A 24,023-nucleotide genomic window follows, 5' to 3' on the forward strand; every position below is an offset into this window, starting at 1 on the left:
TGCCTGCCGTACCGGTTTTACGCAACCGTGAATCCGTGTGCGAAGGGATCACGATCATCAATGAAGATCGTATTATAGCCTGTCATGCGTGCCCAACCGGCGATTGAAGGGATGATTCCCTGCTTTCCAGCCACCTCCACAGCACGCTCAACTCGCCCATGAAACAGCGATCCGATAATGGATTCGTGCACGAAATCGTCGCCCGGCTTCAGCTTTCCCTTGGCCGCAAGCTGTGCCATGCGCGCGGAAGTGCCTGTACCGCAAGGGGAACGGTCAATGGCCTTCTCCCCGTAGAAAACGGCATTGCGGGCATGGGCTTCCGGCTGAGTCGGCTTGCCTGTCCACAAAATATGGGTCAGACGATTGATGTCGGGCAATTCAGGGTGCTGGAACTTATATTTCTCATTCAGGCGTTCACGCAGCACCGGGCTCCACGCAATAAGCTGCAACGCGGAATAATCTTTCATGTCGGTATAATTTTCTTGCGCCTCGACAATCGCATAGAAATTTCCACCATAGGCAACATCGACCTTGATCGGCCCAAGGTCCGGGCATTCCACTTCAAGACCTTCTGCATAAAGGAAAGCCGGAACATTGGTCAGACGCACACGGTCGACATATTGTCCGTTTTGCTCATATTCGATTGCAACCAGACCTGCCGGTGTTTCAAGATTGAGCTTACCCGGCGTCTTTGGCGTCACCAGCCCCTGCTCAATCGCCATAGTAACGGTGCCGATCGTGCCATGACCACACATCGGCAGGCAGCCCGATGTTTCAATGAAGAGCACCGCGACATCGCAATCGGCGCGTGTTGGCGGGTAAAGGATTGAGCCGGACATCATGTCGTGGCCGCGCGGCTCAAACATGAGGCCCGTGCGGATCCAATCATACTCGCGCAAGAAATGTGCGCGCTTTTCCATCATGTTGGCACCAACGAGGTTGGGGCCGCCGCCCGCAACCAGACGCACTGGATTGCCGCATGTATGTCCGTCGACGCAGAAAAAAGAATGTCTTGCCATGATGGTCAGTTCCGAAAACGTTGTGGCTTGAAAGGTTCTATATCGATTGCTGGCGCAGTGCCGGTGATCAAATCACATATGATACGTCCTGTCGCCGCCGATTGTGTGAGTCCCAAATGTCCGTGGCCAAAGCCATAGTAAATATTCCCGCCTGCTGATGCGCGGCCGATAACCGGCATGGAATCGGGCATGGACGGACGATAGCCCATCCATTGCCGCCCGCCTTCGGTCTTCAAACCCGGCAAAAACATCGCAGCTTTTTTGAGCATGGCGGCAGAGCGCGCGTAATTGGGCGGCAGATCAAGGCCACCGAACTCGACGGCCCCACCGACCCGTAGCCCCGTTGCCATCGGGCTGATAACAAAACCATGTCCAGGGAAGGTCAGTTGCCGCTTCACATCGAAGCTGCCAACCGGCAATGTCGTATTATAGCCGCGCTCCGTATCGAGCGGCACCAGATCGCCAAAACCTTTTGCGAGGTCTTTCGACCATGCACCGGCCATCAGAACGAGATGCGTGGCATCAATCTGCATCGCATTGTCGAGGCGCACAACCGCGCCCCCATTTTCAGCCTGCGCGCTTGCCACAGAAGCTTTGAGAAAACGCGCACCCTTTGTTTCGGCATAGGCCCAGATCGCCTGACCGAAAAGCTTGGGATCACTGACATTCTTCCAGCCCGGAACAAAGGTGCCTGCGACAAAGCGCGGATCAAGCCCCGGCTGCAACGCTTTCAAGCGCTCGCCGCGCACATGCTCATAGGCAATCCCGGCCTTTGCCTTTGCATCCCAGCCCGCCTGGGACGCAGCAAGCTCGCCTTCGCTTTCATAAAGCTCCAGATTGCCAGCTTCCTGCAAACGGTCCCGCAAGCCTGCCCTATCAATCAATCCCAGCATCTCGCTTTGCGCAAGTTGCATCATATTGCCCTGCGCAACGGTCGTTTTTTCCAGCGCCTGCGCGCTGCTCGCCCGCCAGAAGCGATAAAGCCATGGGATCATTTTTGGAAAATAAGACGCGCGGATCGTGAATGGTCCAAGCGGGTCCATCAACCAACCCGGAACCTTGCCCATAACGCCTTTGGAGGCCATCGGCAGAATATCAGAAAAGGCCAGCGCTGCCGCATTGCCGGAACTCGTTTCCTCGCAAATGCCGCTTCGGTCAATCACCAGAACATCGCGACCAGCCTCGGCCAGCAGGGCAGCCGTTGCCACGCCAACAATGCCGCCACCGATGATGACAATATCATACCGCCGCTTCGAATCAGAGTTCATAAATGCACGGCTCCCAACCAGTATTCATCTAAGCTGACACCTGTGATGCATTTTCATAGCGCTCACATGGATCGTCTAACCATTTTTTGGAATGACTCCATGTCAAAAGCTCGCTATCGATGATCATCGCGCAAGCGTGGCGTTCTGCTTAGTGTGCGATGTCACAGCGTCAATTGTTGATATATCAGAGATATATCTATAGGATTAATTTGTGTCAATTCCCATCGGTACAAGGCTTAGATCTGCATGGAACATGCAAGTGTCAGCGAGAAAAACATGAAAAGCAGCACAGCTCTGATCGACAGCTGGGGTAACGAAAGCCTTGCTGAACAGGCTTATCGCGTGCTGGAACGCCTGATCGTTACACTGGAACTGGAGCCCGGCTCTATCGTTAACGAGCGCACGCTGATTGAAATGACGAATATGGGGCGCACCCCGATCCGTGAAGCCATCCAGCGGCTGGCATGGGAGGGACTGGTTGAAGTTCGGCCACGCTCCGGCATCGCGATTGCGCAGATTGATCCGAAAGATTTCGGTAAAGTTCTGGATGCGCGCGAAGGCGTCGAGCGGGTGCTGGCACGTGATGCTGCACGCTTTGGCAGCGCACGCGATTATGAGCGGCTGAAAGCTGCCGCCGATGCGATGCGTCGGGCCGTACCATCAGAAGACGTGTCGCTGTTTCTGGATGCTGACAAGGCATTTGATATCGTGCTGGGCAGCGCCGCCGGCAATCATTATGCTGCGCGTGTTGCAGCGCCGCTGCAAACCCATAGCCGTAGATTCTGGTTCAGACTGCGGCCTTCAACCGGGATAACCGGCTCTGCCAAGGCCCATGCGGAACTGATCGAAGCGATTATTTCCCGCGAACCTGAACGGGCAAGCGATACGGCCAGCAAACTGATGGAATATTTGCGCACACTTGCGCCTTGAGCGTCGTGCAATCGTGCTCGCGCATCCCGAAAAGTGTAAAACGGTTTTCGGACAAAGATGCTGGTTAAAGCAAAGCATGAGAGCGTTGATCTGGTCCAATCAGATCGACACGCGCTCTAATGCGCCTTGTTCATCGAATCCGACATCTTGCGCATCACGTTGAGCGCAGTGCTCAACTCTTCATCGCTGACGCCTTCGAGCAAATCGGCGCGCACGTCACCAGCAAGCTTGACCACCTCTTCGGCAAGACGCTTGCCTTGTTCCGTCATCACAATCCGCTTCGCCCGACGATCACCATCGACGGCCCGCCGTTCAACAAAGGCCTGCCGCTCCAGCCCATCAATCAGACGAACCATGGTTGCGTTTTCAATCTCAAGAACCTCTGCCAGTTCCTTCTGATAGAGACCTTCCTGTTCTATCAGCGTCAACAACGTGCGTGCGCGTGCCAGTGTAAGGCCGCGTTCCTTTACGCGAGCATCAAACACAGTACGAAGTCTGCGATTAACCTTGGTCATCGCATCAATCATGTCTGCACTGAGATCCGCTCTGTTCATAACGACTACCTTATATTAGCGAGCTAACAATTATTGATGGGATAAATTGGCAACTCAATATTTTCAAGCGGTCTTTTGATTCTCACGCAAGCGTGATGGACATAAAACATGGTCCAGCCAGCCCCATGTATGAGTCGGTAAAAGTATGTTTCAAATAAAAAAAAGCGGGCCAAAACCCGCTCTTTCAAATTCTGTCTTAATGGGAAGCCGTAGCCTGACCTTTTCAGGCCGGAAGCACCTGCCCCTGAAGCGTCATCAGCTGATGCAGAAAAACTTCTGCCTTCGTGCGATGTTCGTTCGTCGCGGCATCTTCGATATGCTTGCGCGCAAGGTCAATACGCTTCTGAATATCAGCAGAATCGATGTCATCAACATGGATTGCCGATTCGGCCAGAACTGTGCAGCCCTGCGGCGTAATGTCGGCAAAGCCGCCAAAAACCACATAAGAATCAGATTTGCCGTCGCTCTGCTTCACCGAAACGACACCCGGCATGATCGTCGTCATCAGCGGCGAATGTCCTGCAAGAGCCGTCAGGTAGCCTTCGCTGCCCGGAATGACGACTTCCGTCACCTCAGCCGAAAGCAGGAGGCGTTCTGGCGACACGAGTTCGAATTGGAAAGCTTGAGCCATGGTTCTCACTTAAATTTCTGGAGCTTGATCCCGAAAAAATCCGTTTCGGTCAATGATCACACTCAAACAAATGAACAGGCATTTTCGGCGGACCAACAAGCCCGCCGAAAACTCAATTCATTAAGCGGCTTCAGCAGCCAGCTTCTTTGCCTTTTCGATCGCTTCTTCAATCGAGCCAACCATGTAGAAGGCTGGTTCTGGAAGATGGTCGTATTCACCGGCGCAAAGACCCTTAAAGCCCTTGATGGTGTCTTCGAGCGCAACGAGCTTACCTGGCGAACCAGTGAACACTTCAGCAACGAAGAACGGCTGCGACAGGAAGCGTTCGATCTTACGAGCGCGCGCAACGGTCAGCTTGTCTTCTTCCGACAGTTCGTCCATGCCGAGGATGGCAATGATGTCCTGAAGAGCCTTGTAACGCTGCAGGATTGCCTGAACCTGACGGGCAACTGCATAATGCTCTTCACCAACGATCATTGGATCGAGCATACGCGACGTTGATTCCAGAGGATCCACAGCCGGGTAAATACCCTTTTCAGCGATCGAACGGTTCAGCGTAGTGGTCGCATCCAAGTGAGCGAACGAGGTTGCTGGTGCAGGGTCGGTCAAGTCGTCGGCAGGAACATAAATAGCCTGAACCGAGGTAATCGAACCCTTGGTCGTCGTGGTGATGCGTTCCTGCATCTGGCCCATGTCGGTTGCCAGCGTTGGCTGATAACCCACAGCGGATGGAATACGGCCCAGGAGTGCCGAAAGTTCCGAACCAGCCTGCGTGAAGCGGAAGATGTTGTCCACGAAGAACAGAACGTCCTGGCCCTTGTCACGGAAGTTTTCGGCAACCGTCAGACCCGACAGAGCAACACGTGCACGCGCACCCGGAGGCTCGTTCATCTGACCGTAAACGAGTGCGGCCTTGGAGCCTTCACCGCCACCGAGCTTGTTCACGCCCGATTCGATCATTTCGTGGTAAAGGTCGTTACCTTCACGGGTACGTTCACCAACGCCTGCGAATACCGAGTAACCGCCGTGCGCCTTAGCAACGTTGTTGATCAGTTCCATGATGAGAACGGTCTTGCCAACGCCCGCACCGCCGAACAGACCAATCTTACCACCCTTTGCGTAAGGTGCGAGAAGGTCAACAACCTTGATGCCCGTTACGAGGATTTCAGCTTCGGTCGACTGTTCGATATATGCTGGCGCTTCCTGGTGGATCGCACGACGCGCAGTGGTCTTGATCGGACCGGCTTCGTCAACTGGCTCACCGATAACGTTCATGATGCGGCCGAGCGTTTCTTCGCCAACCGGAACCATGATCGGGTTGCCCGTGTCGCGCACTTCATGACCGCGAACCAGACCTTCGGTCGAGTCCATAGCGATGGTGCGAACAGTGTTTTCGCCCAGATGCTGTGCAACTTCAAGAACCAGACGGCTGCCGAGGTTGTCGGTTTCCAGAGCGTTAAGAATCAGCGGGAGCTGACCGTCTTCGAACTGTACGTCGACAACAGCGCCGATAACCTGAGTGATCTTGCCTACTGCGCCGGCCTTTGCAGCCTTTGGAGCTGCTTCAGACTTGGCAGCGGCTGTCTTTGCCGGAGCCTTCTTGGCTGGAGCTTTTGCCGCTGCTGGCTTCGCTTCGGCCGCGGCGGTAGTTTTCGGGGTCGCTGCTTTTGCCATCGATCCTTTACCTTCCGTTAGCATGATCCCGAAAAGTTGCAGACTTTTCGGGGAATATCATGCGATGAACCTTAACTCTAAAGCGCTTCCGCGCCCGAAATGATTTCGATCAGTTCCTTGGTGATCTGAGCCTGACGCTGACGGTTATACGTGATCGACAACTTGTTGATCATGTCACCGGCATTGCGCGTCGCATTATCCATTGCGCTCATCTTCGCGCCCATTTCGCCCGCCACATTTTCCAGCAGAGCGCGGAAAATCTGGACCGAAATATTGCGTGGGATCAGCGTGCTCAGGATCGCCGCAGGATCAGGTTCGTACTCATAAACCGCACCGCCAGCCGTATCCGCCTGCTCAGCACTTCCAGCCGAAGCCGGAATAATCTGCTGCGCGGTCGGAATCTGTGCGATCACCGACTTGAACTCGGAATAGAACAGCGTGCAGACGTCAAACTCGCCCTTTTCAAACAGCTCGATCACTTTCTGGCCGATCTGATCGGCGTGAACGAAAGCGAGTTGCTTGACTTCGCGCAAATTGACATGGTCGATGATCAGCGAGGCGAATTCACGACGCAGAATATCTGCGCCCTTTTTACCAACAGTGATGATCTTAACCGTCTTGCCTTCAGCGAGGAGCTTACGAGCATGATCGCGCGCCAGACGTGCGATCTGCGAGTTGAAACCGCCGCAAAGGCCGCGTTCTGCAGTCGCGACGACGAGCAGATGCACGTCGTCCTTACCCGTACCCGCCATCAGTGCCGGTGCGTCTTCGCCGCTCACGTTCTGCGCGATATTAGCGAGGACGGCACCCATGCGCTGCGAGTAAGGCCGTGCGGCCTCCGCAGCTTCCTGGGCACGGCGCAGCTTCGCCGCGGCGACCATCTGCATCGCCTTGGTGATTTTCTGCGTCGCCTTGACCGAGGCGATACGGTTTCTCAGATCCTTTAGTGAAGGCATCCGTTCATCCCGTCACAAAATTCAAGCAAAAGACTTGGCGAACGCGTCAACCGCTGCCTTGAGATTTGCTTTGATGTTGTCGGTGAGTGCCTTTTCGTCGCGGATCGCATCGAGAACATCTTTGTGCTCGGTGCGCAGCGAAGAAAGAAGACCTGCTTCAAACTTGCCAACCTGGTCAACGGCAATCTTATCGAGATAGCCATTCACACCAGCGTAAATCACGGCAACCTGTTCTTCCGTCTTGAGCGGGGAGAACTGTGGCTGCTTGAGAAGTTCTGTCAGGCGTGCACCGCGGTTAAGCAAACGCTGTGTCGAAGCATCAAGATCCGAACCGAACTGAGCAAACGCTGCCATTTCACGATACTGGGCGAGTTCACCCTTAATCGAACCGGCAACCTGCTTCATGGCCTTGATCTGAGCGGACGAACCAACGCGCGAAACCGACAGACCGACGTTAACAGCCGGACGGATACCCTGATAGAACAGGTTGGTTTCGAGGAAGATCTGGCCGTCGGTGATCGAGATCACGTTGGTCGGAATAAACGCGGAAACGTCGTTACCCTGCGTTTCGATGACTGGCAGAGCCGTCAGCGAACCTGCGCCGTTTTCGTCGTTGAGCTTTGCAGCGCGTTCAAGAAGACGCGAATGCAGATAGAAAACGTCGCCTGGGTAAGCTTCACGGCCCGGAGGACGACGAAGCAGAAGCGACATCTGACGATAAGCAACGGCCTGCTTGGACAGATCGTCATAGCCGATCAGAGCATGCTGGCCATTGTCACGGAAATATTCACCGATCGCGCAGCCTGCGAATGGTGCAAGATACTGCATCGGAGCCGGATCGGAAGCGGTAGCCGCGATCACGACGGAATATTCAAGAGCGCCGCGTTCTTCGAGAACCTTAACGAACTGAGCAACAGTCGAACGCTTCTGGCCGATAGCGACATAGACGCAATAAAGCTTTTCTTTGTCAGGGCCGTTGTCGTGGATTGGCTTCTGGTTCAGGAAGGTATCAAGAATGATTGCGGTCTTGCCGGTCTGACGGTCACCAATGACCAGCTCGCGCTGACCACGACCAACAGGGATCAGAGCATCAACAGCCTTGAGACCGGTCGACATTGGCTCATGAACCGACTTGCGCGGGATGATGCCCGGTGCCTTGACGTCGACGCGGCGACGCTCAGTAGCAACAATTGGGCCCTTGCCGTCGATTGGATTGCCGAGAGCATCGACAACGCGGCCGAGCAGGCCCGGACCGACTGGAACGTCAACGATCGCGCCGGTACGCTTGACGACGTCGCCTTCCTTGATGTCACGGTCGGCACCGAAAATAACCACACCGACATTGTCGGTTTCAAGGTTAAGCGCCATGCCGCGAATACCACCGGGGAATTCGACCATTTCGCCAGCCTGAACATTGTCCAGACCGTAAACGCGGGCGATACCGTCGCCGACGGACAGAACCTGACCGACTTCGGAGACCTCAGCCTCCTTGCCGAAGTTCTTGATTTGCTCTTTCAGGATAGCGGAAATTTCCGCGGCGCGGATGTCCATCAGCCGACCTCTTTCAGTGCAAGCTTGAGAGAAGAAAGTTTAGTGCGAAGGGACGTGTCGATCTGACGCGAACCCATTTTGACGATAAGACCGCCGAGGATCGACGGATCGACGGTGACATTGATCGTCACGTCCTTGCCGGCCACGCCCTTCAGCGTTGCCTTCAATTCGTTCTGCTGAGCTGTGGTCAGCTCATGTGCAGAAATAACATCTGCGGAAACTTCACCGCGATGTTCGTCTGCAATCTCACGGAAAGCGGCGATGATGCCCGGCAGCGTAAACAGGCGACGATTGGACGCCACGACGCGCAGGAAATTGCCGACCAGACCCTTGATGCCAGCCTTGTCAGCAATCGCGCCGATGGCGTGAAGCTGGTCTTCAGCATTGAAGACCGGGCTGGAAATCAGACGCTTCAGGTCTTCGCTTCCGCTCAGAAGCGCCTCGAAACGGCCAAGATCTTTTTCCACAGCAGCAACGGAATTCGCATCGAGCGCGAGCTCAAATAACGATCCGGCGTAGCGCTGTGCGACACCTGAAATGAGCGAAGACGTTTCTGCCACGAACAACCTGCTCTCTACGTTGAAACCATCTTTTTGGGAGTTCAGCAGGACCGATTGGCCCAAGCAGATGATTTTATTGAATGTTTCCGGGGAACCCCTGACGCGCGAGCGCGACAACACCGAAATGTGATTGCCGTCTAGCATAGACGAACCGGACTCGCAACACGCGAATCCCGCAGTTTTGTGTAAGTTTTGCCGCAGTTTTAGCTCAGAAAAGCACGAGGCATGCCCGCTCATACAGCGCAGAGCACTTTAGCGCAGCAATCCGACTTCATCTCACAAGGCCGAAAGCATAGAGCAAGGCCCCAGCAGCCAGCGCAAATTCGATGACAGCGGCAATGATATTATAGAAACTGCCGCCTTTATCCGACATCATCGAAATGAAGCGGCCGAACAGCGCAAATCCCCACACGGCCCCCAGCACAACCCATAAAAATGGCTGTGCAAAAATAAGACAACCAAGCCCTATTCCCAGATAGGGGCCCGCCAGAACCGCACGAATGGAGCTATAGGCTTCCGGGCGCGCATTGATCGGCTGAAGCCTGAGCAGCTTCATCGTGATGCCCGGCGCAAACAGCATAACAATGCCTGCCAAAGCCGTGACGACCGCAGCACTCCATGCGAGCCATTCGCCCGTTGTCGCGGGAAGATAGAATTCCATTGCGTTTCAACCTCTTCGTTTCCAGCCCTATAGCGAAAAACCCAACGGGTTTCCATAGCCCCGGTTTTTACAAAAAGCTTTGCGGATCAATATCCACCTGCACGCGGACAGACCCGCGTTCTTTGGGAGCTGCGGCCAGCAATGCCCGAATAAACCCTTGAATATCCGCCCTTTTTGTCCCGTGAACAAGGATGCGGAACCGATGTCTGCCGCGCACCAGTGCAAGCGGCGCTTCCGCCGGTCCAAGCACCGAAACCTCTTGAGAATGCGGTGCTGCACGACGAAGCGCGCGCGCATGATTTTCGGCATCAGGCCGGTTATCGGCAGAGATAATCAGCGCCGCAAGTCTCCCAAAGGGTGGCAGGGCACTGCGTTCGCGCTCTTCGATTTCCCGCGCATAAAACGCCTCCGAATCACCGCTCACAATAGCCCGCATCACCGGATGATCCGGCTGGTAGGTCTGGAGCAGTCCAAGGCTCTTGCGCCCTGTCCGCCCTGCGCGGCCTGTCACCTGATTGAGCAGCTGAAAAGTGCGTTCGGCTGCGCGGGGATCGCCATTGGCAAGGCCAAGATCGGCATCCACAACGCCCACCAGCGTCATATTGGGGAAATTATGCCCCTTGGCCACAAGCTGCGTGCCGATGACGATATCCGCCTCGCCCTTGGCAATTGCATCCAGTTCAAGCCGAAGACGCTTCACACCGCCTGCCATATCCGACGAAAGAACAATGATTCGCGCATCCGGGAAGGTTGCCGCCACTTCCTCGGCAATGCGTTCAACGCCCGGACCACAGGCCACCAGATGATCCAGCGTGCCGCATTCCGGGCAGGCTTCCGGAACCGGCTCATGATAGCCGCATTGATGGCACATCAACTGTCCGCGAAAGCGGTGCTCGACCAGCCAGCTTGAACATTGCGGACACTGAAAGCGATGACCGCACACCCGGCAAAGCGTCAGCGGTGCATAGCCGCGCCTGTTGAGAAACAGCAGTGCCTGCTCGCCGCGCTCCACCGTTTTCCCCACAGCCTCAGTCAAGGCTGGCGACAAAAACCGTCCCGGCGGCGGCGGAGAGCGCCGCATATCAATGGTCTTGAGTGTCGGAAGTGCCGCTTCCGCATAGCGGCCATAGAGCTTGATTCGCTTGTAGCGCCCCTGATCGGCATTCACCTGACTTTCGATAGAAGGTGTCGCCGATGCCAATATCACCGGAAAGCCGCCAATATGGCCACGCACGACAGCCATATCGCGTGCATTATAGAAGACGCGATCTTCCTGCTTGTAAGCCGGATCGTGCTCTTCATCGACCACAATCAGCCCAAGCTCTTTGAACGGCAAAAACAAAGCCGAGCGCGCACCCGCAACCACACGCACCGTCCCTTCAGCAATCTGCCGCCAGACGCGTTCCCGTGTGCGTGGTGCCAGATCGGAGTGCCATTCGGCAGGTTTTGCCCCAAAGCGCTCATGAAAACGGTCGAGAAACTGCTGTGTCAGCGCGATTTCCGGCAGCAGAATCAGCACCTGCCTGCCCATCTCCAACGCTTTGGCCACGGCTTCGAAATAGACTTCCGTCTTGCCCGAACCGGTCACACCATCGAGCAGTGAGACCGAAAAAGCGTTTTCTTCAACCGATTCCGCCAGCATTTCTGCAGCAGCCTGTTGATCCTCTGACAGAGTGGCCCGCGCATAATCAGGATCAGGTGTCGCAACGACCGCAGGCGGCGGAAGCATCACGTCCTCAAACACGCCCTGCATTTTCAAACCGTCCACAACGCTCAGCGAAACACCGGCTGCATGGGCCAGCCCGGAGCGCGTCCATGCCAAGCCGTCGCGTGCCAGTTCCATCACCCGGGCACGGGCATCCGTCATGCGTTCCGGCGCATGACCACAATAGCGAAGACCCGGCACTTTGGGCTCTGGATCAAAGGCTGCGGGCGCACGAAGCACCATACGCGCCACCATTCCGGGCGGCGAAAGCGTATAATCCGCAGCCCAGCGCATGAAGCGCAACATATGCGCATCCACGGGTGGGCAATCGAAAACTTCCGAAATTGCACGCAGCTTTTTGGCATCAACCGCATCGGTCGCGCCATCACAAACAATGCCCGCAACCTCACGCGGCCCCAAAGGCACACGCACGATGGAGCCGGGCTGGACCTGCATTCCTTCCGGCACCATATAAGAATATGGACGCTCAGCGGGCATAGGTACGAGTACAGGCACCACGCTTCGGGTGGGCTGTGCAAAAAGGTTTAAAATATCGTGCGAATCTTTCGACATGATTGCGTGACCTTGGCGCGGCTTTGCGCTAAAGAAAAGCCACCTTGCTGGATTTAAATCAATTTAAATCCCCTAACCCGCGCCCATTATGGAGGAATTCTGTTATGAAGTTTTTCGTCGACACTGCGGACGTCAAGGAAATCCGCGAACTCAATGACCTTGGTCTGGTTGATGGTGTGACCACCAATCCTTCGCTGATCCTCAAATCCGGCCGCGACATCATCGAAGTCACCAAGGAAATCTGCTCTTTCGTCAAGGGTCCGGTTTCGGCTGAAGTTGCTGCGACCGAATATGAGCAGATCATGAAGGAAGCTGCCGTCATTGCCAAAATTGCAGACAATATCTGCATCAAGCTGCCATTGACGCTCGACGGCCTCAAGGCTTGTAAGGCACTGACATCCGATGGTCACAAGACCAACGTAACGCTCTGCTTCTCAGCCAATCAGGCTCTGCTCGCAGCAAAAGCTGGCGCGACCTTCGTATCGCCATTCATCGGTCGTCTTGACGACACCGGCATCAACGGCATGGAACTGATTGCTGAAATCCGTACCATCTTCGACAACTACGATTTCCGCACTGAAATTCTCGCTGCTTCGGTTCGCACCGTAAACCACGTCAAGGAAGCAGCCCTTATCGGCGCCGACGTCGTTACCGCGCCTCCGGCAACGCTCAAGGCGCTCGTCAAGCACCCACTGACCGACAAGGGCCTTGAAGCTTTCCTCGCCGACTGGGCGAAGACCGGCCAGAAAATCGCTTAATCAGCACGCTGACTAGAATGTAAAAACGGCGGATCATTGATCCGCCGTTTTTGTTTGTCTCAACAAAAAAGCGGCACAGAATGCGCCGCCTTTTCAAACTCGATCAAGCTGAACACCTCAGAGCTTCGACATCTGCATGGCGATCGCCAGATAAATCTGCTCGGCCAGTTCTTCCGCCGCACGCTTGGTCGCATCGCGTTCAGCACGCAGATTGGCGAATTCCTGACGCGGACGGTCAAACGAGGCGCCGACCGTGCGCGTGCCGGATTTCAGCGGTTTGCCATCCTTATCGAACAAAACGAAATTCGAAGTCGCATTGACCGTACCAGCCGAAGGACGGCCCGTGCGGTCCGTTCGGTCACCAACATCGACACTCACGAAAGATGTAACCGATTTGCTTAAGCCCAGACGCAGCTTGTAGTTCGGATTGGCAGGCTCACCAGCACCGCCGGAAAGCAAGAAGATCAGCCGATTACGAACCTGAACACCGTAAATGCTGTTTTCAGGATCGACCGAAATCGATGCGAGCTTCGCGCGCATATCCGGCGTCACACTGCCGCCAATCGTACTGCCTGCACTGCCACCGCCCGAATAGAGCGGCTGCACCGTACAGCCAGCAAGAAGAACTACGGCTCCGATGGCCACAATCGCCACACGGAGATTCTGAAAAGCGGAAATCAAGCGATCAGGCAACGACATTGACGATCCTTTGTGGCACCACGATGATCTTCTTCGGCGAGCCCCCTTCGAGCGCGGCCTTGACAAAATCAAGTTCGAGCACCGCCTGCTGGATTGTAGCTTGATCAGCGTCGCGCGCGATTGTCAAATCCCCACGCTTCTTACCGTTGATCTGAACCGGCATAACGATCTCGTTTTCCACGATCAAAGCGGCATCGAACTGCGGCCAAGGTGCACGGGCAACCAGCGTTTCCCGACCAGCAATCTTGCCACCAAGCTCTATGGCGCACTGTTCGGCCAGATGCGGCATCATTGGGGCGAGCATCATGATCAGCATTTCAGTTGCTTCACGCACTGCCGCCTTCAGCTCATCGTCCGCTTTACCGGCTGCAACCTGCTGCAATGGTGCTGCAAGCGCATTGACCAATTCATAAAGACGGGCAACAGCGCGGTTGAAGGCGAGTTTTTCAATGTCGTCACCGACGGCCTGAACGGCCTTGTGAGCAGCCTTGGATACGGCAATTGCATCACCCTGCGTGCCTGCCTTGGGTGCCACATCCTTCAAGCCGACAGCGGCTTCCGAAACCAGACGCCAGACGCGCTGCACAAAACGATGCGCACCTTCGGCACCCGCTTCCGTCCAGATAACGTCGCGTTCCGGCGGACTGTCGGACAGCATGAACCACCGCGCAGTATCGGCACCATAAGATGAGATAATGTCGTCGGGATCGACCACATTCTTCTTCGACTTCGACATTTTTTCGATTGAACCGATTTCAACCGGAGCACCGCTGTCGAGCATGGTGGCCGTGCGTTTACCGTCTGATTCTTCAATACGAATATCGGCCGGTGCAACCCACTGGCCATTGGCCTTGTAGGTTTCATGCACAACCATGCCCTGCGTGAAGAGACCCTTGAATGGCTCTTCAATGCCAACATGACCCGCCACTTTCATGGCGCGGGTGAAAAAGCGCGAATAAAGCAGATGCAAAATCGCATGCTCAACACCGCCAATATACTGATCAACCGGCAACCAGTGATCGGCAATCGCGCGGTCGGTCGGCTCATTTTCCCAAGGGGCTGTAAAGCGCGTGTAATACCACGACGAATCAACAAACGTATCCATCGTGTCGGTCTCACGACGGGCTTCGCCACCGCATTTCGGGCACTTCACATGACGCCATGTTGCATGACGGTCGAGCGGATTGCCCGGACGATCGAACTCAACATCATCCGGCAGCTTGACCGGCAGATCGGCGCGCGGCACCGGATTAACGCCACAGCTTTCGCAATGGATCATCGGGATCGGGCAACCCCAGTAACGCTGGCGCGAAATACCCCAATCGCGCAGACGGAACTGAACTTTGCGTTCAGCCTGTGGGCGGCCATCGAACTCGGTCTTTTCCAGACGGTTTGCCACTTCGTTAAACGCTGCTTCCGGCGTCATACCGTCGAGGAAGCGTGAATTCACCATCACGCCATCATCGGTATAAGCCGTGTCGCCGATAACAAAACTCGCCGCATCTTCGCCCTTTGGCAGAACGACAGGCGTCACCTTCAAACCATATTTGTTGGCGAAATCCAGATCGCGCTGATCATGGCCGGGGCAGCCGAAAATCGCACCCGTTCCATAGTCCATCAGCACGAAGTTTGCGACGTAAACCGGCAGTTCCCAATTCTCGTCAAACGGATGCTTAACCTTGATGCCGGTGTCGAAGCCCTTCTTTTCAGCGGTTTCAAGCGCTGCAACAGAGGTGCCCGTGCGTCGGCATTCATCTGCAAACTCAGCCAGATTGGCATTGGTTTCCGCGAGCTTTTTGGCCAGCGGATGATCGGCAGCAATCGCCACAAAGGATGCACCAAACAGCGTATCCGGGCGGGTCGTATAAACTTCAACTTCCAAGAAACCGGACGGCGCAGTCTTGCTATCCAGCGCGAAGCGAACCTGCAGGCCTTCCGACTTGCCGATCCAGTTCTTCTGCATGACGCGGACTTTTTCCGGCCACTGGTCAAGCGTATCAAGACCAGCCAGCAGATCTTCGCTGAAATCGGTAATCTTGAAGAACCACTGCGTCAGCTCGCGCTGTTCTACCAGCGCACCGGAACGCCAGCCGCGACCATCCACAACCTGCTCATTGGCAAGCACGGTGTTGTCGACCGGATCCCAGTTGACCTTGGACGTCTTGCGCGTCACCAAACCTTTTTCAAACAGATCGATGAACAGCATCTGCTGACGATGGTAATATTCGACATCACAGGTCGCAAATTCACGGGTCCAGTCGAGCGACAGTCCCATGGATTTGAGCTGACGCTTCATGGTTGCGATATTCTGATAGGTCCATTCCTTCGGATGCACCTTGTTCTGCATCGCCGCATTTTCCGCAGGCATGCCAAACGCGTCCCAGCCCATTGGGTGAAGCACGTTGAACCCCTTGGCGCGCTTATAACGCGCGACCACGTCACCCATCGCATAGTTGCGCACATGGCCCATATGAATGCGCCCCGATGGATAAGGGAACATTTCGAGCACGTAGTACTTCTCGCGGGGATCGCTATTGTCGGTTTCGAAAGTCTGGTTTTCTTCCCAGATTTTCTGCCAATGAGCTTCCGCCACGCGCGGATTATAACGTTCGGCTGCCATGAGCGTATTTACTCGTACGAAGATGATGCAATAAGGAGAGTCGTCATTAATGGCGACCTTCACCACGTATTGGCGAAAGCGTCAAGTTTTTGCGGACGAAAAGCCTGAAAGCGAGAGTTTCATGTCAGATATTGGTGCAAACCTGAACAACGTCAAGGCATCCATTGCGCGCGCCGAGGAGGAAGCCCGTCGTGATAAAGGGTCAGTGACGCTCGTGGCTGTGTCGAAAACATTCGATGCAGCTGAAATACGTCCGGCGCTTGATCTCGGTCAGCGGGTCTTCGGTGAAAACCGCGTTCAGGAAGCGCAAGGCAAATGGCCAGCGCTTCGCGAAGCCTATTCCGGCATTGAGCTGCATCTGATCGGACCACTGCAATCCAACAAAGCAGCCGATGCAGTCAAGCTGTTCGATGTGATTGAAACCGTCGACCGCGAAAAGATTGCGGCAGCCCTTGCCAGTGAGATTAAAAAACAAGGCAAGAGTCCAAAGCTTTACGTGCAGGTCAATACCGGCCTTGAAGAGCAGAAGGCTGGTATCCCGCCAAAAGAGGCTGTCGCTTTTGTTGAACGCTGCCGCAAGGAACATGGCCTTTCAATCGAAGGCCTGATGTGTATCCCGCCTGCGGATGAAAATCCGGGGCCGCATTTTGCGCTTTTGGAAAAACTTGCGCGTGAAGCTCAGGTCGAAAAGCTCTCCATGGGCATGTCAGGCGATTATGAAACCGCCATCGGCTTCGGTGCGACTTCAGTGCGTGTGGGGTCGGCAATCTTTGGCGGACGCAGCTATTCCCCGCCCGCCTGATTGTTTTTTCAATGAAGCAGCATCTCGCCTTTTAAAGGATGCCAATCCGACGGACCAAGCAAACGGTTATGCGCATAAACGACCGAATGCAACGGTCCGTCGATCTTTTCCTTCCAGAATTCAATAAAGCCGTGAAGCACTGGAAAATCTGGCGCCAGATCATAGTCTTGCCAGACATAGAGCTGCAAAAGATGCGGATGATCCGGCATATGATAAAAGATTTTTGCCGTTGTCAGACCGTAACCGGCAAGCTGCAATTCAAAGGCAGACTTTGAAGTAAAAGCGGTTGTCGTCATGGCGATTTCCCCTTTTTTAGGGAGCCGATTATAAATATCCCGTGGCTCCGGCAATATTTAGAATAGCAAAATATAGTTTTTAAATAGTAAAAACAATATGTTAGCAACACATCAAGGTGAGTGCTGCCATGTTTTTCAATTTTTTGTGCTGCGTCACTGTGGACCATAGTCGATCCCAATGTCTAATTTACGTTGAGCCAGACAGATTGTAGATGAGTCTGGCGATAGCTTCGCCCTCATGCGGGCTATTGATTTCGGCGGGAGGATCGCTGGACAGTTAAAGCATTTCCAGCAAAAGTGGGAACCGTTTTTGCGTCCGGAAATGCGTAAAGCAAAAATATAGCGCTTCCATAGTTTGTCATCAACGGGAGGCGCTCAAGGAGGAAGATATGTCGGAAAAGCTTTACCCTGTACTGCCGGGGGCAAAGAAGAATACGCTCATCGACAACGAGAAATATCTCGAATGGTACAATGAGAGCGTGACCGACCCGGATGGTTTCTGGGCCAAGCACGGCCGACGGATTGACTGGTTCAAGCCCTTCACCAAAGTCAAGAATACGGATTTCAACGGCGACGTATCGATCAAGTGGTATGAGGATGGCGTCACCAACGTTTCCTACAACTGTATAGACCGCCACCTCAAAAGCCGTGGCGATAAGGTTGCGATCATCTGGGAAGGTGACAATCCGTATATCGACAAGAAAATCACCTATCTTGAACTCTACGAAAATGTCTGCCGTCTCGCCAATGTGCTCAAAAAGCATGGCGTGAAAAAAGGTGACCGTGTCACCATCTATCTGCCGATGATCCCGGAAGCCACCTATGCGATGCTCGCCTGCGCCCGTATTGGTGCGGTGCATTCCGTCGTCTTTGCCGGTTTCTCACCGGAGGCGCTCGCCGGTCGTATCGTCGATTGTGAATCCACGTTCATCATCACGGCAGATGAAGGCGTGCGCGGCGGCAAGCCGGTTCCACTCAAGGAAAACACCGACACCGCCATCGACATTGCCGCCAAGCAATATGTCATGGTCAACAAGGTTCTGACTGTGCGTCGTACCGGCGGCAAGGTCAGCTGGGGACCAGGCCGCGATCTGTGGTATCATCAGGAAGTCGCAAGCGTCGAACCGACCTGCGATCCAGAACCCATGAATGCGGAAGATCCGCTGTTCATCCTCTATACGTCCGGCTCCACCGGCAAGCCAAAGGGTGTCTTGCACACCACCGGCGGCTATCTCGTCTACGCTTCGATGACCCATCAATATGTCTTCGACTATCATGATGGCGATATCTACTGGTGCACAGCGGATGTGGGCTGGGTCACAGGCCATTCCTATATCGTTTATGGGCCGCTTGCGAATGGCGCAACCACGCTGATGTTTGAAGGTGTGCCAAACTTCCCCGATCAGGGACGTTTCTGGGAAGTCATCGACAAGCATCACGTCAACATTTTCTACACCGCACCAACCGCGATCCGTGCGCTGATGGGCGCTGGCGACGAATTCGTCACCCGTTCATCACGTTCAACACTGCGCCTTCTCGGCTCAGTGGGCGAGCCGATCAATCCCGAAGCCTGGGAATGGTATTATAACGTCGTGGGTGACCAGCAATCACCAATCGTTGACACATGGTGGCAGACGGAAACGGGCGGCATCCTCATCACCCCTCTTCCTGGGGCAACCGATCTCAAGCCCGGTTCGGCAACCCGTCCATTCTTTGGCGTCAAGCCGCAGCTTGTGGACAACGAAGGCGCTGTGATTGAAGGCGCAACCGATGGCAATCTCTGCATCATCGATAGCTGGCCGGGCCAGATGCGCACGCTTTATGGTGACCACAAGCGCTTCATCGAGGCTTACTTCTCCACTTATAAGGGCAAGTATTTCACGGGTGATGGCTGCCGCCGCGACGATGACGGCTATTACTGGATCACAGGCCGCGTCGATGACGTGCTCAACATTTCCGGCCATCGCCTTGGCACGGCGGAAATCGAATCGGCCCTCGTTTCGCATCACTCGGTTTCGGAAGCTGCCGTTGTCGGCTACCCGCATCCAATCAAAGGACAGGGCATTTATTGCTATGTCACACTGATGAGTGGTGCAGAAACACAAGATGCCGATGCTCTGCGCAAAGAGTTGACGCTGCATGTGCGCAAGGAAATCGGCCCGATTGCCACGCCGGACAAGATTCAGTTCTCTCCCGGCCTGCCAAAGACCCGTTCAGGCAAGATCATGCGCCGCATTCTGCGCAAGATCGCCGAAGACGAATTCAGTGCACTGGGGGATACATCGACCCTTGCCGATCCGGGTGTGGTGAACGATCTGATCGAAAACCGCCAGAACAAGAAGTAAAAAAAAAGAGGCCGGGATTTCCCGGCCTTTTTGCTAACACCATCACCTGAAATTCTGACTTGAGCATTGATAAAAAATGCAAAGCATCTTTGCGTAAAGCAATACGCAGCAACAAACCGATCCGGAACTCGTCTCAGCTTTCCTGCTTATCCATGCGCGACTGAAAGCTGCGAAAAGTCGCCTTTCCGCCATTCTTCGCAGCGTAAAGCGCCGCATCTGCATTGCTGAAAACATCCGATGCAGAATAACCCGATATCGGCGCAATCCCAACGGATGCACCAAGCACTAACGAGCGGCCATTGAAATCGACGGGTTCACACAGACGATCAATAATGGCTTGAGCAAAGGTCTCTGTTGCTTGCTGATCATAAGAACCCGATGTGATGATGGCAAACTCATCTCCACCGATCCTGAAAATACGACTGCCGGGATCATTCAAATCCCGAAGGCGATTGCCTATTTCTCTTATACATTCATCGCCTGCAAGATGGCCAAACCTGTCATTTATGTTTTTAAACCCGTCAAGGTCGATCAACATAAGAAAACCGGGTATCTTGTCATTGCTGGCAGCATCCAGCGTCGAAGACAGCTTTACATGAAACTGGCTTTTATTGGCCAGACCAGACATTTGATCATACTCGGCAAGATATATAATCCGATCAAACAACGCCTTCTGATCTGTGATATCTTGTTTCATCCCGAAAATTCGAACGGGCACATCTCCCTGGCATTCAATCGACGCAGTGATGCGTATCCAGCGTTTGTTACCGCGAAAAGTGGTTATCTCAGCTTCGAATGTAAAACCGCTACGCTGCGCGATTGCGTCTGATCGGCGCTTTTGCAGCTCCGCCCTTGACGCTTCCGTATAACACGCCAGCGTATCAGCGCGTGAAAGCACTGCACCGCGAGGCAACTCGAAAATGTCATAGGCATAGTCGGACCAGGTCAATTCTTCATCCGGCAAAGTGCATTCCCAGATACCGATCTGAGCGACAATGGAAGACTGTCCATAAATTTTTTTGAAATGCGCAAGCGTCTGTGCCTGCGCATTGATGAACTGATCTTTGATTTCCAATTCAAGCCGCAGGCGCTGCAGCTCTTCTTGCAACTGGCTCAGCACGGTTTCATCCTTGGTTGGCACTAAAATATCCACCGTTTCAGCAACAACAACGCTCAACTTATCAAATCCCAGAATCTCTGCTTCTTGCCGTGTTGCTTGCGGAGATTGTCGAGGTAAACACTATGCTGAACGACAGAGCCGTAGTCCGCAATATTGCGATCCATAGCACTGCACTCCATCACATGTCGTGCTGCATGTTTGTAGCGGCTGGAGCGGGCATATGTGATTGTAAAATCAATCATTGCACGAAGTGCAAGCGTCGCAGCAAGCGGATATCTATCCGCCAGCTTTTCTGCCGCTTGCGACAAGAGTTCATAATTATTGCCATCCAGCTCGGAAGCACGCTTTACAACAAGCCTGTCTGCTTCGCTCAAAGCGGGATATTGAAGAAAGAAAAGCAGCGCACGATTGGCATCAGGGTAATCTGCAATAAAAGCAAACGCCTTGTCTTCCGCTTCCATATCATCGAAATCAGGCAGACGTCGCAAAAACTCACGTAAAAGCACATCGTTGAGCGTCTGTTCAAAGCATTGCCAGCGAAATTGCTGCGCGTCTTCGCTGTGTCCAAGCGCTTCCAGAACATCGGCACGCGTTGCCTGCCACTCTGGCAAGACGTCCCTGCGTCCGTCGAACTCCGCCTTATCAAGCGCCCTCAGGGCTTCTTCAGCGCGCCCTGCCGCAAGCAGTCTTTGAGCGATTTCAGTCGAAATGCGCGGAATGATATGCGTGTGCGCAGGATATTGCGCAATAAAAAGATCCACATCACCGAGCGCATCTGCAATTTGCTGGAGTACAAACTGAGCGGTCATCGACTTGTCGTCCGCATGAAGCCGATCTTCGTAAATCGGACCAGTGCTGCTCCATCCAATGATCTGCTTATAGTGCACAGATCGTATAGGCTCCGGCTCAGCAGCCCATGCCTCAACGTCCGTCTGCAGCTGTCTTAAGCCCATTTCACCAAGCGCAGGACGCATGGAATCAATCAGTCGATCAAACTGACCATAGCCGTTATCCTGAAGCGCATTGAAAACTTTCTCAACCAGACGATCCTTAGGAATACCGGCCAGCATCGCTATATGACCGGCATCATCGCTTGCAGCGTGAAAACGCTCGATGAGCGTGCCGCTGCCATCACCCGAGCGTTCGAAAATCGAATCTGCGAGCGAAAGGAACTGCCATATAAGTTCAAACCCCTCTTCAGGATCATGCGGGGCAATTTTTTCAACGATAGTCCTGCGTTGATTTTCAAGGTCCGCACAAAAGGGCTTAACCTTCTTCCAATCTATCCAGCTCTTTGCGCGCGCAATGCTGCCCAGCCGCTTTCGAACCTCCCGGGCAAGCTCGGCGCCGCTTGAATGACCCGCCAGTTCCATCCGAAGCCGGCGCTTGTGATTGGCATTGCCAGTGCTGATCTCTATCAGAAGTGCAGCCAGACGCTCCACACCAAGCGCCTGAAGGTGTTTCGCGTTCAGAGTGGTCTTCGAGGACATCCGTCATCCCATTTTTTGAGCCAAAGAATATAGATCAAGCCCAAAGACATAAGATATTTTAGCAATTGGTTAAATATCGAATAACCGGATAGTGTACCATTTATTTGAACATCGAACCGAACAAACATCGGCTGTTGCGATTTTAATGATTCAACTCCATCCAGAAATGCTCTAGATGGTCTTATGCGTGTTCCATCGTCCGACGATCCTATTTATAACCCGCCATTAGAGCCTTATATATCCATCATTCACCGTGATGAGGACATTCTGGTGCTTGATAAACCAAGCGGGCTGTTATCCGTAGCCGGGCGACATCCGGCCTTGTCGGACAGTCTTGCCACACGTGTGCAAAAGCAATTTCCGAATGCTCTCATGATCAACCGTCTGGACAAAGATACGTCGGGACTGGTTTTGATGTCGCTCAATCGCAAAGCACATGCAGCTGTTGCAGCGCAGTTTGAAACCCGCACAACCCAGAAATCTTATATCGCAGAAGTATGGGGGCACGTGGAAGGCGATAGCGGCCTGATCGACTTGCCTCTGGCAATCGACCATGAGAACAAGCCGCGTCATCGCGTAGACCATGAGAACGGCAAACCCGCACAGACGCGCTGGCAAGTTTTAGAGCGCGGCAAACACACAACGCGGCTACAATTGTCTCCGTTAACGGGTCGAACGCACCAGCTGCGTGTTCACATGAAGGCGATAGGACACGTCATCCTTGGCGATGCGTTTTATGCTGAGGGCGCCGCATTGAGCGCATCCGCACGTTTAATGCTTCATGCTGAGCAACTGGCCTTCCGGCATCCGGATGGGCATGACGTAAAATTTTCCATCCCCTGCCCATTCTGAGATCAAGCATGACGCAAAAGGCGGAACCATCAGAACTCATCATTGATTTTGTAGGCGGCGCAGTCGGCCATAGGTTCCGGTCCGGCGAAGGACGCGATCAGGCGCTTGCAAAAGCGGTAGGCTTCTCGCGCGGCGTCACGCCCGATATTGTGGACGCGACAGCTGGCCTTGGCCGTGATGCCTTTCTGCTTGCATCCCTTGGCGCGACTGTAACGCTGATTGAGCGCTCAAAGAAAATGTATGATTTGCTGAGTGACGCTCTCGCCCGTGCGCATTCCGAGGGCGGCAGATATGCGCAGACAATCGCGCGGATGACATTATTGCATGGCGATTCTTGCCTGCTCTTACCCGAATTGAAGCCGAAAGTGGTGCTGGTCGACCCGATGCATCCCCCACGCGGCAATTCGGCATTAGTCAAAAAAGAAATGCGACAAATCCGGGAGATCGTCGGCCCGGACCCCGATTCAGAAAAGCTGATGCAAATCGCATTGGAAGTGGCAGAGAATCGCGTCGTTCTGAAATGGCCTTTAAGAGCCGAACCGATGCCGGGCCTACGCAAACCATCGCATCAGATCTTAGGCAAAAGCACGCGCTATGATGTGTTCGTCAAAACGAAAATCGTTGCACAATGAATAAATGACTGAATCTCTGAATTAAACCGGATGAACTGCGCGCAGATCTTGACTATTTAGAGCATGCGTTTTGGTTGCACAGGGCCCTTAAACGACAAAACCCGCCGCTGATGCGACGGGTTTTTTTAATATTTTGGTTGCGGGGGCACGCAACTACCGATACCAACATTCGTTGGAGGTAGCGATCTAACATAGTTTAAAAGAGAGATACCGTCTCACGCGACCTGGCAGATACGTGCATGTACAGTAGACAATACCCGTCACCAAAACGGCGAAGAACGGCCTGCAAGCACCTAGCCTCGCCGGTCAAAGCGCCACCGCCTGCAA

At 54.1% G+C, this 24,023-nt stretch carries 21 protein-coding genes; 6 read left to right on the forward strand and 15 right to left on the reverse strand.

Translation table 11 applies throughout. The features are described 5' to 3' along the window. Window positions 1-17: 17 nt before the first annotated feature. Entirely contained in the window at window positions 18-1,019 is a 1,002-nt protein-coding gene (locus ABE530_RS11235) for a 4-hydroxyproline epimerase (protein WP_265984868.1), read from the reverse strand. A 5-nt stretch (window positions 1,020-1,024) separates the two neighbouring features. Further along, window positions 1,025-2,287 (reverse strand): NAD(P)/FAD-dependent oxidoreductase, encoded by a 1,263-nt coding sequence (locus ABE530_RS11240; protein WP_265984869.1) that lies wholly within the window; start codon window positions 2,285-2,287, stop codon window positions 1,025-1,027. Between the two features lie 246 nt (window positions 2,288-2,533). On the opposite strand from ABE530_RS11240, the gene ABE530_RS11245 reads away from it, so the two are divergent. Next, window positions 2,534-3,217 carry a GntR family transcriptional regulator gene (locus tag ABE530_RS11245; RefSeq protein ID WP_499694558.1) on the forward strand — a complete coding sequence of 228 codons (684 nt, stop codon included), beginning with the start codon at window positions 2,534-2,536 and terminating at the stop codon, window positions 3,215-3,217. Between the two features lie 116 nt (window positions 3,218-3,333). On the opposite strand, the gene ABE530_RS11250 is transcribed toward ABE530_RS11245, so the two are convergent. The 8 genes from ABE530_RS11250 to ABE530_RS11285 form a co-directional block, all read right to left on the reverse strand. After that, window positions 3,334-3,771, reverse strand: coding sequence for a MarR family winged helix-turn-helix transcriptional regulator (locus tag ABE530_RS11250; RefSeq protein WP_499694559.1), 438 nt, complete (start codon window positions 3,769-3,771; stop codon window positions 3,334-3,336). Window positions 3,772-3,994: 223 nt separating this feature from the next. Continuing rightward, window positions 3,995-4,402: a F0F1 ATP synthase subunit epsilon gene (locus tag ABE530_RS11255; protein ID WP_265984872.1), complete on the reverse strand. Its 408-nt coding sequence runs from the start codon at window positions 4,400-4,402 to the stop codon at window positions 3,995-3,997. Between the two features lie 120 nt (window positions 4,403-4,522). Then, window positions 4,523-6,076 (reverse strand): F0F1 ATP synthase subunit beta, encoded by a 1,554-nt coding sequence (atpD, locus tag ABE530_RS11260; protein ID WP_265984873.1) that lies wholly within the window; start codon window positions 6,074-6,076, stop codon window positions 4,523-4,525. 77 nt (window positions 6,077-6,153) lie between these two features. Then, window positions 6,154-7,032, reverse strand: a complete 879-nt coding sequence (locus ABE530_RS11265) for a F0F1 ATP synthase subunit gamma (RefSeq protein WP_265984874.1) — start codon at window positions 7,030-7,032, stop codon at window positions 6,154-6,156. Between the two features lie 21 nt (window positions 7,033-7,053). Further along, on the reverse strand, window positions 7,054-8,583 hold the full coding sequence (gene atpA / locus ABE530_RS11270; protein ID WP_265984875.1) for a F0F1 ATP synthase subunit alpha: 1,530 nt from the start codon (window positions 8,581-8,583) through the stop codon (window positions 7,054-7,056). Next, the gene (locus ABE530_RS11275) at window positions 8,583-9,143 is read right to left on the reverse strand and encodes a F0F1 ATP synthase subunit delta (RefSeq protein ID WP_499694560.1); all 561 of its coding nucleotides are present in this window, start codon (window positions 9,141-9,143) and stop codon (window positions 8,583-8,585) included. Before ABE530_RS11275 ends, atpA begins: the two co-directional genes overlap by 1 nt. 271 nt (window positions 9,144-9,414) lie before the next feature. Then, window positions 9,415-9,804, reverse strand: a complete 390-nt coding sequence (locus tag ABE530_RS11280) for an AGROH133_08824 family phage infection protein (RefSeq protein ID WP_265984877.1) — start codon at window positions 9,802-9,804, stop codon at window positions 9,415-9,417. A gap of 67 nt (window positions 9,805-9,871) precedes the next feature. Next, a complete protein-coding gene (locus tag ABE530_RS11285; protein ID WP_499694561.1) occupies window positions 9,872-12,082 on the reverse strand; it encodes a primosomal protein N' in 2,211 nt (736 codons plus the stop codon). A gap of 104 nt (window positions 12,083-12,186) precedes the next feature. Here ABE530_RS11285 and fsa point away from each other — a divergent pair, with 104 nt between their 5' ends. Beyond that, a complete protein-coding gene (gene fsa, locus ABE530_RS11290; RefSeq protein ID WP_265984879.1) occupies window positions 12,187-12,840 on the forward strand; it encodes a fructose-6-phosphate aldolase in 654 nt (217 codons plus the stop codon). Between the two features lie 117 nt (window positions 12,841-12,957). On the opposite strand, the gene lptE is transcribed toward fsa, so the two are convergent. Both lptE and leuS read right to left on the reverse strand, forming a co-directional pair. After that, window positions 12,958-13,539, reverse strand: coding sequence for an LPS assembly lipoprotein LptE (gene lptE / locus ABE530_RS11295; RefSeq protein ID WP_265984880.1), 582 nt, complete (start codon window positions 13,537-13,539; stop codon window positions 12,958-12,960). Next, complete coding sequence (gene leuS / locus ABE530_RS11300) at window positions 13,526-16,159, reverse strand: leucine--tRNA ligase (RefSeq protein ID WP_499694562.1); 2,634 nt, start codon at window positions 16,157-16,159, stop codon at window positions 13,526-13,528. The genes lptE and leuS overlap by 14 nt, the downstream gene beginning before the upstream one ends. Before the next feature lie 121 nt (window positions 16,160-16,280). On the opposite strand from leuS, the gene ABE530_RS11305 reads away from it, so the two are divergent. Further along, on the forward strand, window positions 16,281-16,961 hold the full coding sequence (locus tag ABE530_RS11305; protein ID WP_499694589.1) for a YggS family pyridoxal phosphate-dependent enzyme: 681 nt from the start codon (window positions 16,281-16,283) through the stop codon (window positions 16,959-16,961). 8 nt (window positions 16,962-16,969) lie between these two features. Here the strand turns inward: ABE530_RS11305 and ABE530_RS11310 are convergent, their stop codons facing one another. After that, window positions 16,970-17,257 carry an usg protein gene (locus ABE530_RS11310; protein ID WP_265984882.1) on the reverse strand — a complete coding sequence of 96 codons (288 nt, stop codon included), beginning with the start codon at window positions 17,255-17,257 and terminating at the stop codon, window positions 16,970-16,972. 389 nt (window positions 17,258-17,646) lie between these two features. Here ABE530_RS11310 and acs point away from each other — a divergent pair, with 389 nt between their 5' ends. Continuing rightward, window positions 17,647-19,602: an acetate--CoA ligase gene (gene acs / locus ABE530_RS11315; protein WP_265984883.1), complete on the forward strand. Its 1,956-nt coding sequence runs from the start codon at window positions 17,647-17,649 to the stop codon at window positions 19,600-19,602. A 133-nt stretch (window positions 19,603-19,735) separates the two neighbouring features. Here acs and ABE530_RS11320 read toward each other — a convergent pair whose 3' ends face one another. Further along, window positions 19,736-20,779, reverse strand: a complete 1,044-nt coding sequence (locus tag ABE530_RS11320) for a diguanylate cyclase domain-containing protein (protein ID WP_499694563.1) — start codon at window positions 20,777-20,779, stop codon at window positions 19,736-19,738. Next, complete coding sequence (locus tag ABE530_RS11325) at window positions 20,776-22,212, reverse strand: DUF6880 family protein (RefSeq protein ID WP_499694564.1); 1,437 nt, start codon at window positions 22,210-22,212, stop codon at window positions 20,776-20,778. Before ABE530_RS11325 ends, ABE530_RS11320 begins: the two co-directional genes overlap by 4 nt. Before the next feature lie 183 nt (window positions 22,213-22,395). On the opposite strand from ABE530_RS11325, the gene ABE530_RS11330 reads away from it, so the two are divergent. Further along, a complete protein-coding gene (locus ABE530_RS11330; protein ID WP_499694565.1) occupies window positions 22,396-23,064 on the forward strand; it encodes a pseudouridine synthase in 669 nt (222 codons plus the stop codon). A gap of 8 nt (window positions 23,065-23,072) precedes the next feature. Then, a complete protein-coding gene (locus ABE530_RS11335) occupies window positions 23,073-23,696 on the forward strand; it encodes a class I SAM-dependent methyltransferase (RefSeq protein ID WP_499694566.1) in 624 nt (207 codons plus the stop codon). The last annotated feature ends 327 nt before the right edge of the window (window positions 23,697-24,023 follow it).

The organism is Brucella sp. TWI559 (assembly GCF_039674265.1).
In the GTDB taxonomy this organism is placed as follows: domain Bacteria; phylum Pseudomonadota; class Alphaproteobacteria; order Rhizobiales; family Rhizobiaceae; genus Brucella; species Brucella chromiisoli.

What these genes read in the sequence shown, in the direction of transcription:
- ABE530_RS11235 (WP_265984868.1), bottom strand. Translation starts at nt 1,019, where the DNA reads ATGGCAAGACATTCTTTTTTCTGCGTCGACGGACATACATGCGGCAAT.
- ABE530_RS11240 (WP_265984869.1), bottom strand. Translation starts at nt 2,287, where the DNA reads ATGAACTCTGATTCGAAGCGGCGGTATGATATTGTCATCATCGGTGGC.
- ABE530_RS11245 (WP_499694558.1), top strand. Translation starts at nt 2,534, where the DNA reads ATGGAACATGCAAGTGTCAGCGAGAAAAACATGAAAAGCAGCACAGCT.
- ABE530_RS11250 (WP_499694559.1), bottom strand. Translation starts at nt 3,771, where the DNA reads ATGAACAGAGCGGATCTCAGTGCAGACATGATTGATGCGATGACCAAG.
- ABE530_RS11255 (WP_265984872.1), bottom strand. Translation starts at nt 4,402, where the DNA reads ATGGCTCAAGCTTTCCAATTCGAACTCGTGTCGCCAGAACGCCTCCTG.
- atpD (WP_265984873.1), bottom strand. Translation starts at nt 6,076, where the DNA reads ATGGCAAAAGCAGCGACCCCGAAAACTACCGCCGCGGCCGAAGCGAAG.
- ABE530_RS11265 (WP_265984874.1), bottom strand. Translation starts at nt 7,032, where the DNA reads ATGCCTTCACTAAAGGATCTGAGAAACCGTATCGCCTCGGTCAAGGCG.
- atpA (WP_265984875.1), bottom strand. Translation starts at nt 8,583, where the DNA reads ATGGACATCCGCGCCGCGGAAATTTCCGCTATCCTGAAAGAGCAAATC.
- ABE530_RS11280 (WP_265984877.1), bottom strand. Translation starts at nt 9,804, where the DNA reads ATGGAATTCTATCTTCCCGCGACAACGGGCGAATGGCTCGCATGGAGT.
- ABE530_RS11285 (WP_499694561.1), bottom strand. Translation starts at nt 12,082, where the DNA reads ATGTCGAAAGATTCGCACGATATTTTAAACCTTTTTGCACAGCCCACC.
- fsa (WP_265984879.1), top strand. Translation starts at nt 12,187, where the DNA reads ATGAAGTTTTTCGTCGACACTGCGGACGTCAAGGAAATCCGCGAACTC.
- lptE (WP_265984880.1), bottom strand. Translation starts at nt 13,539, where the DNA reads ATGTCGTTGCCTGATCGCTTGATTTCCGCTTTTCAGAATCTCCGTGTG.
- leuS (WP_499694562.1), bottom strand. Translation starts at nt 16,159, where the DNA reads ATGGCAGCCGAACGTTATAATCCGCGCGTGGCGGAAGCTCATTGGCAG.
- ABE530_RS11305 (WP_499694589.1), top strand. Translation starts at nt 16,281, where the DNA reads ATGTCAGATATTGGTGCAAACCTGAACAACGTCAAGGCATCCATTGCG.
- ABE530_RS11310 (WP_265984882.1), bottom strand. Translation starts at nt 17,257, where the DNA reads ATGACGACAACCGCTTTTACTTCAAAGTCTGCCTTTGAATTGCAGCTT.
- acs (WP_265984883.1), top strand. Translation starts at nt 17,647, where the DNA reads ATGTCGGAAAAGCTTTACCCTGTACTGCCGGGGGCAAAGAAGAATACG.
- ABE530_RS11325 (WP_499694564.1), bottom strand. Translation starts at nt 22,212, where the DNA reads ATGTCCTCGAAGACCACTCTGAACGCGAAACACCTTCAGGCGCTTGGT.
- ABE530_RS11330 (WP_499694565.1), top strand. Translation starts at nt 22,396, where the DNA reads ATGCGTGTTCCATCGTCCGACGATCCTATTTATAACCCGCCATTAGAG.
- ABE530_RS11335 (WP_499694566.1), top strand. Translation starts at nt 23,073, where the DNA reads ATGACGCAAAAGGCGGAACCATCAGAACTCATCATTGATTTTGTAGGC.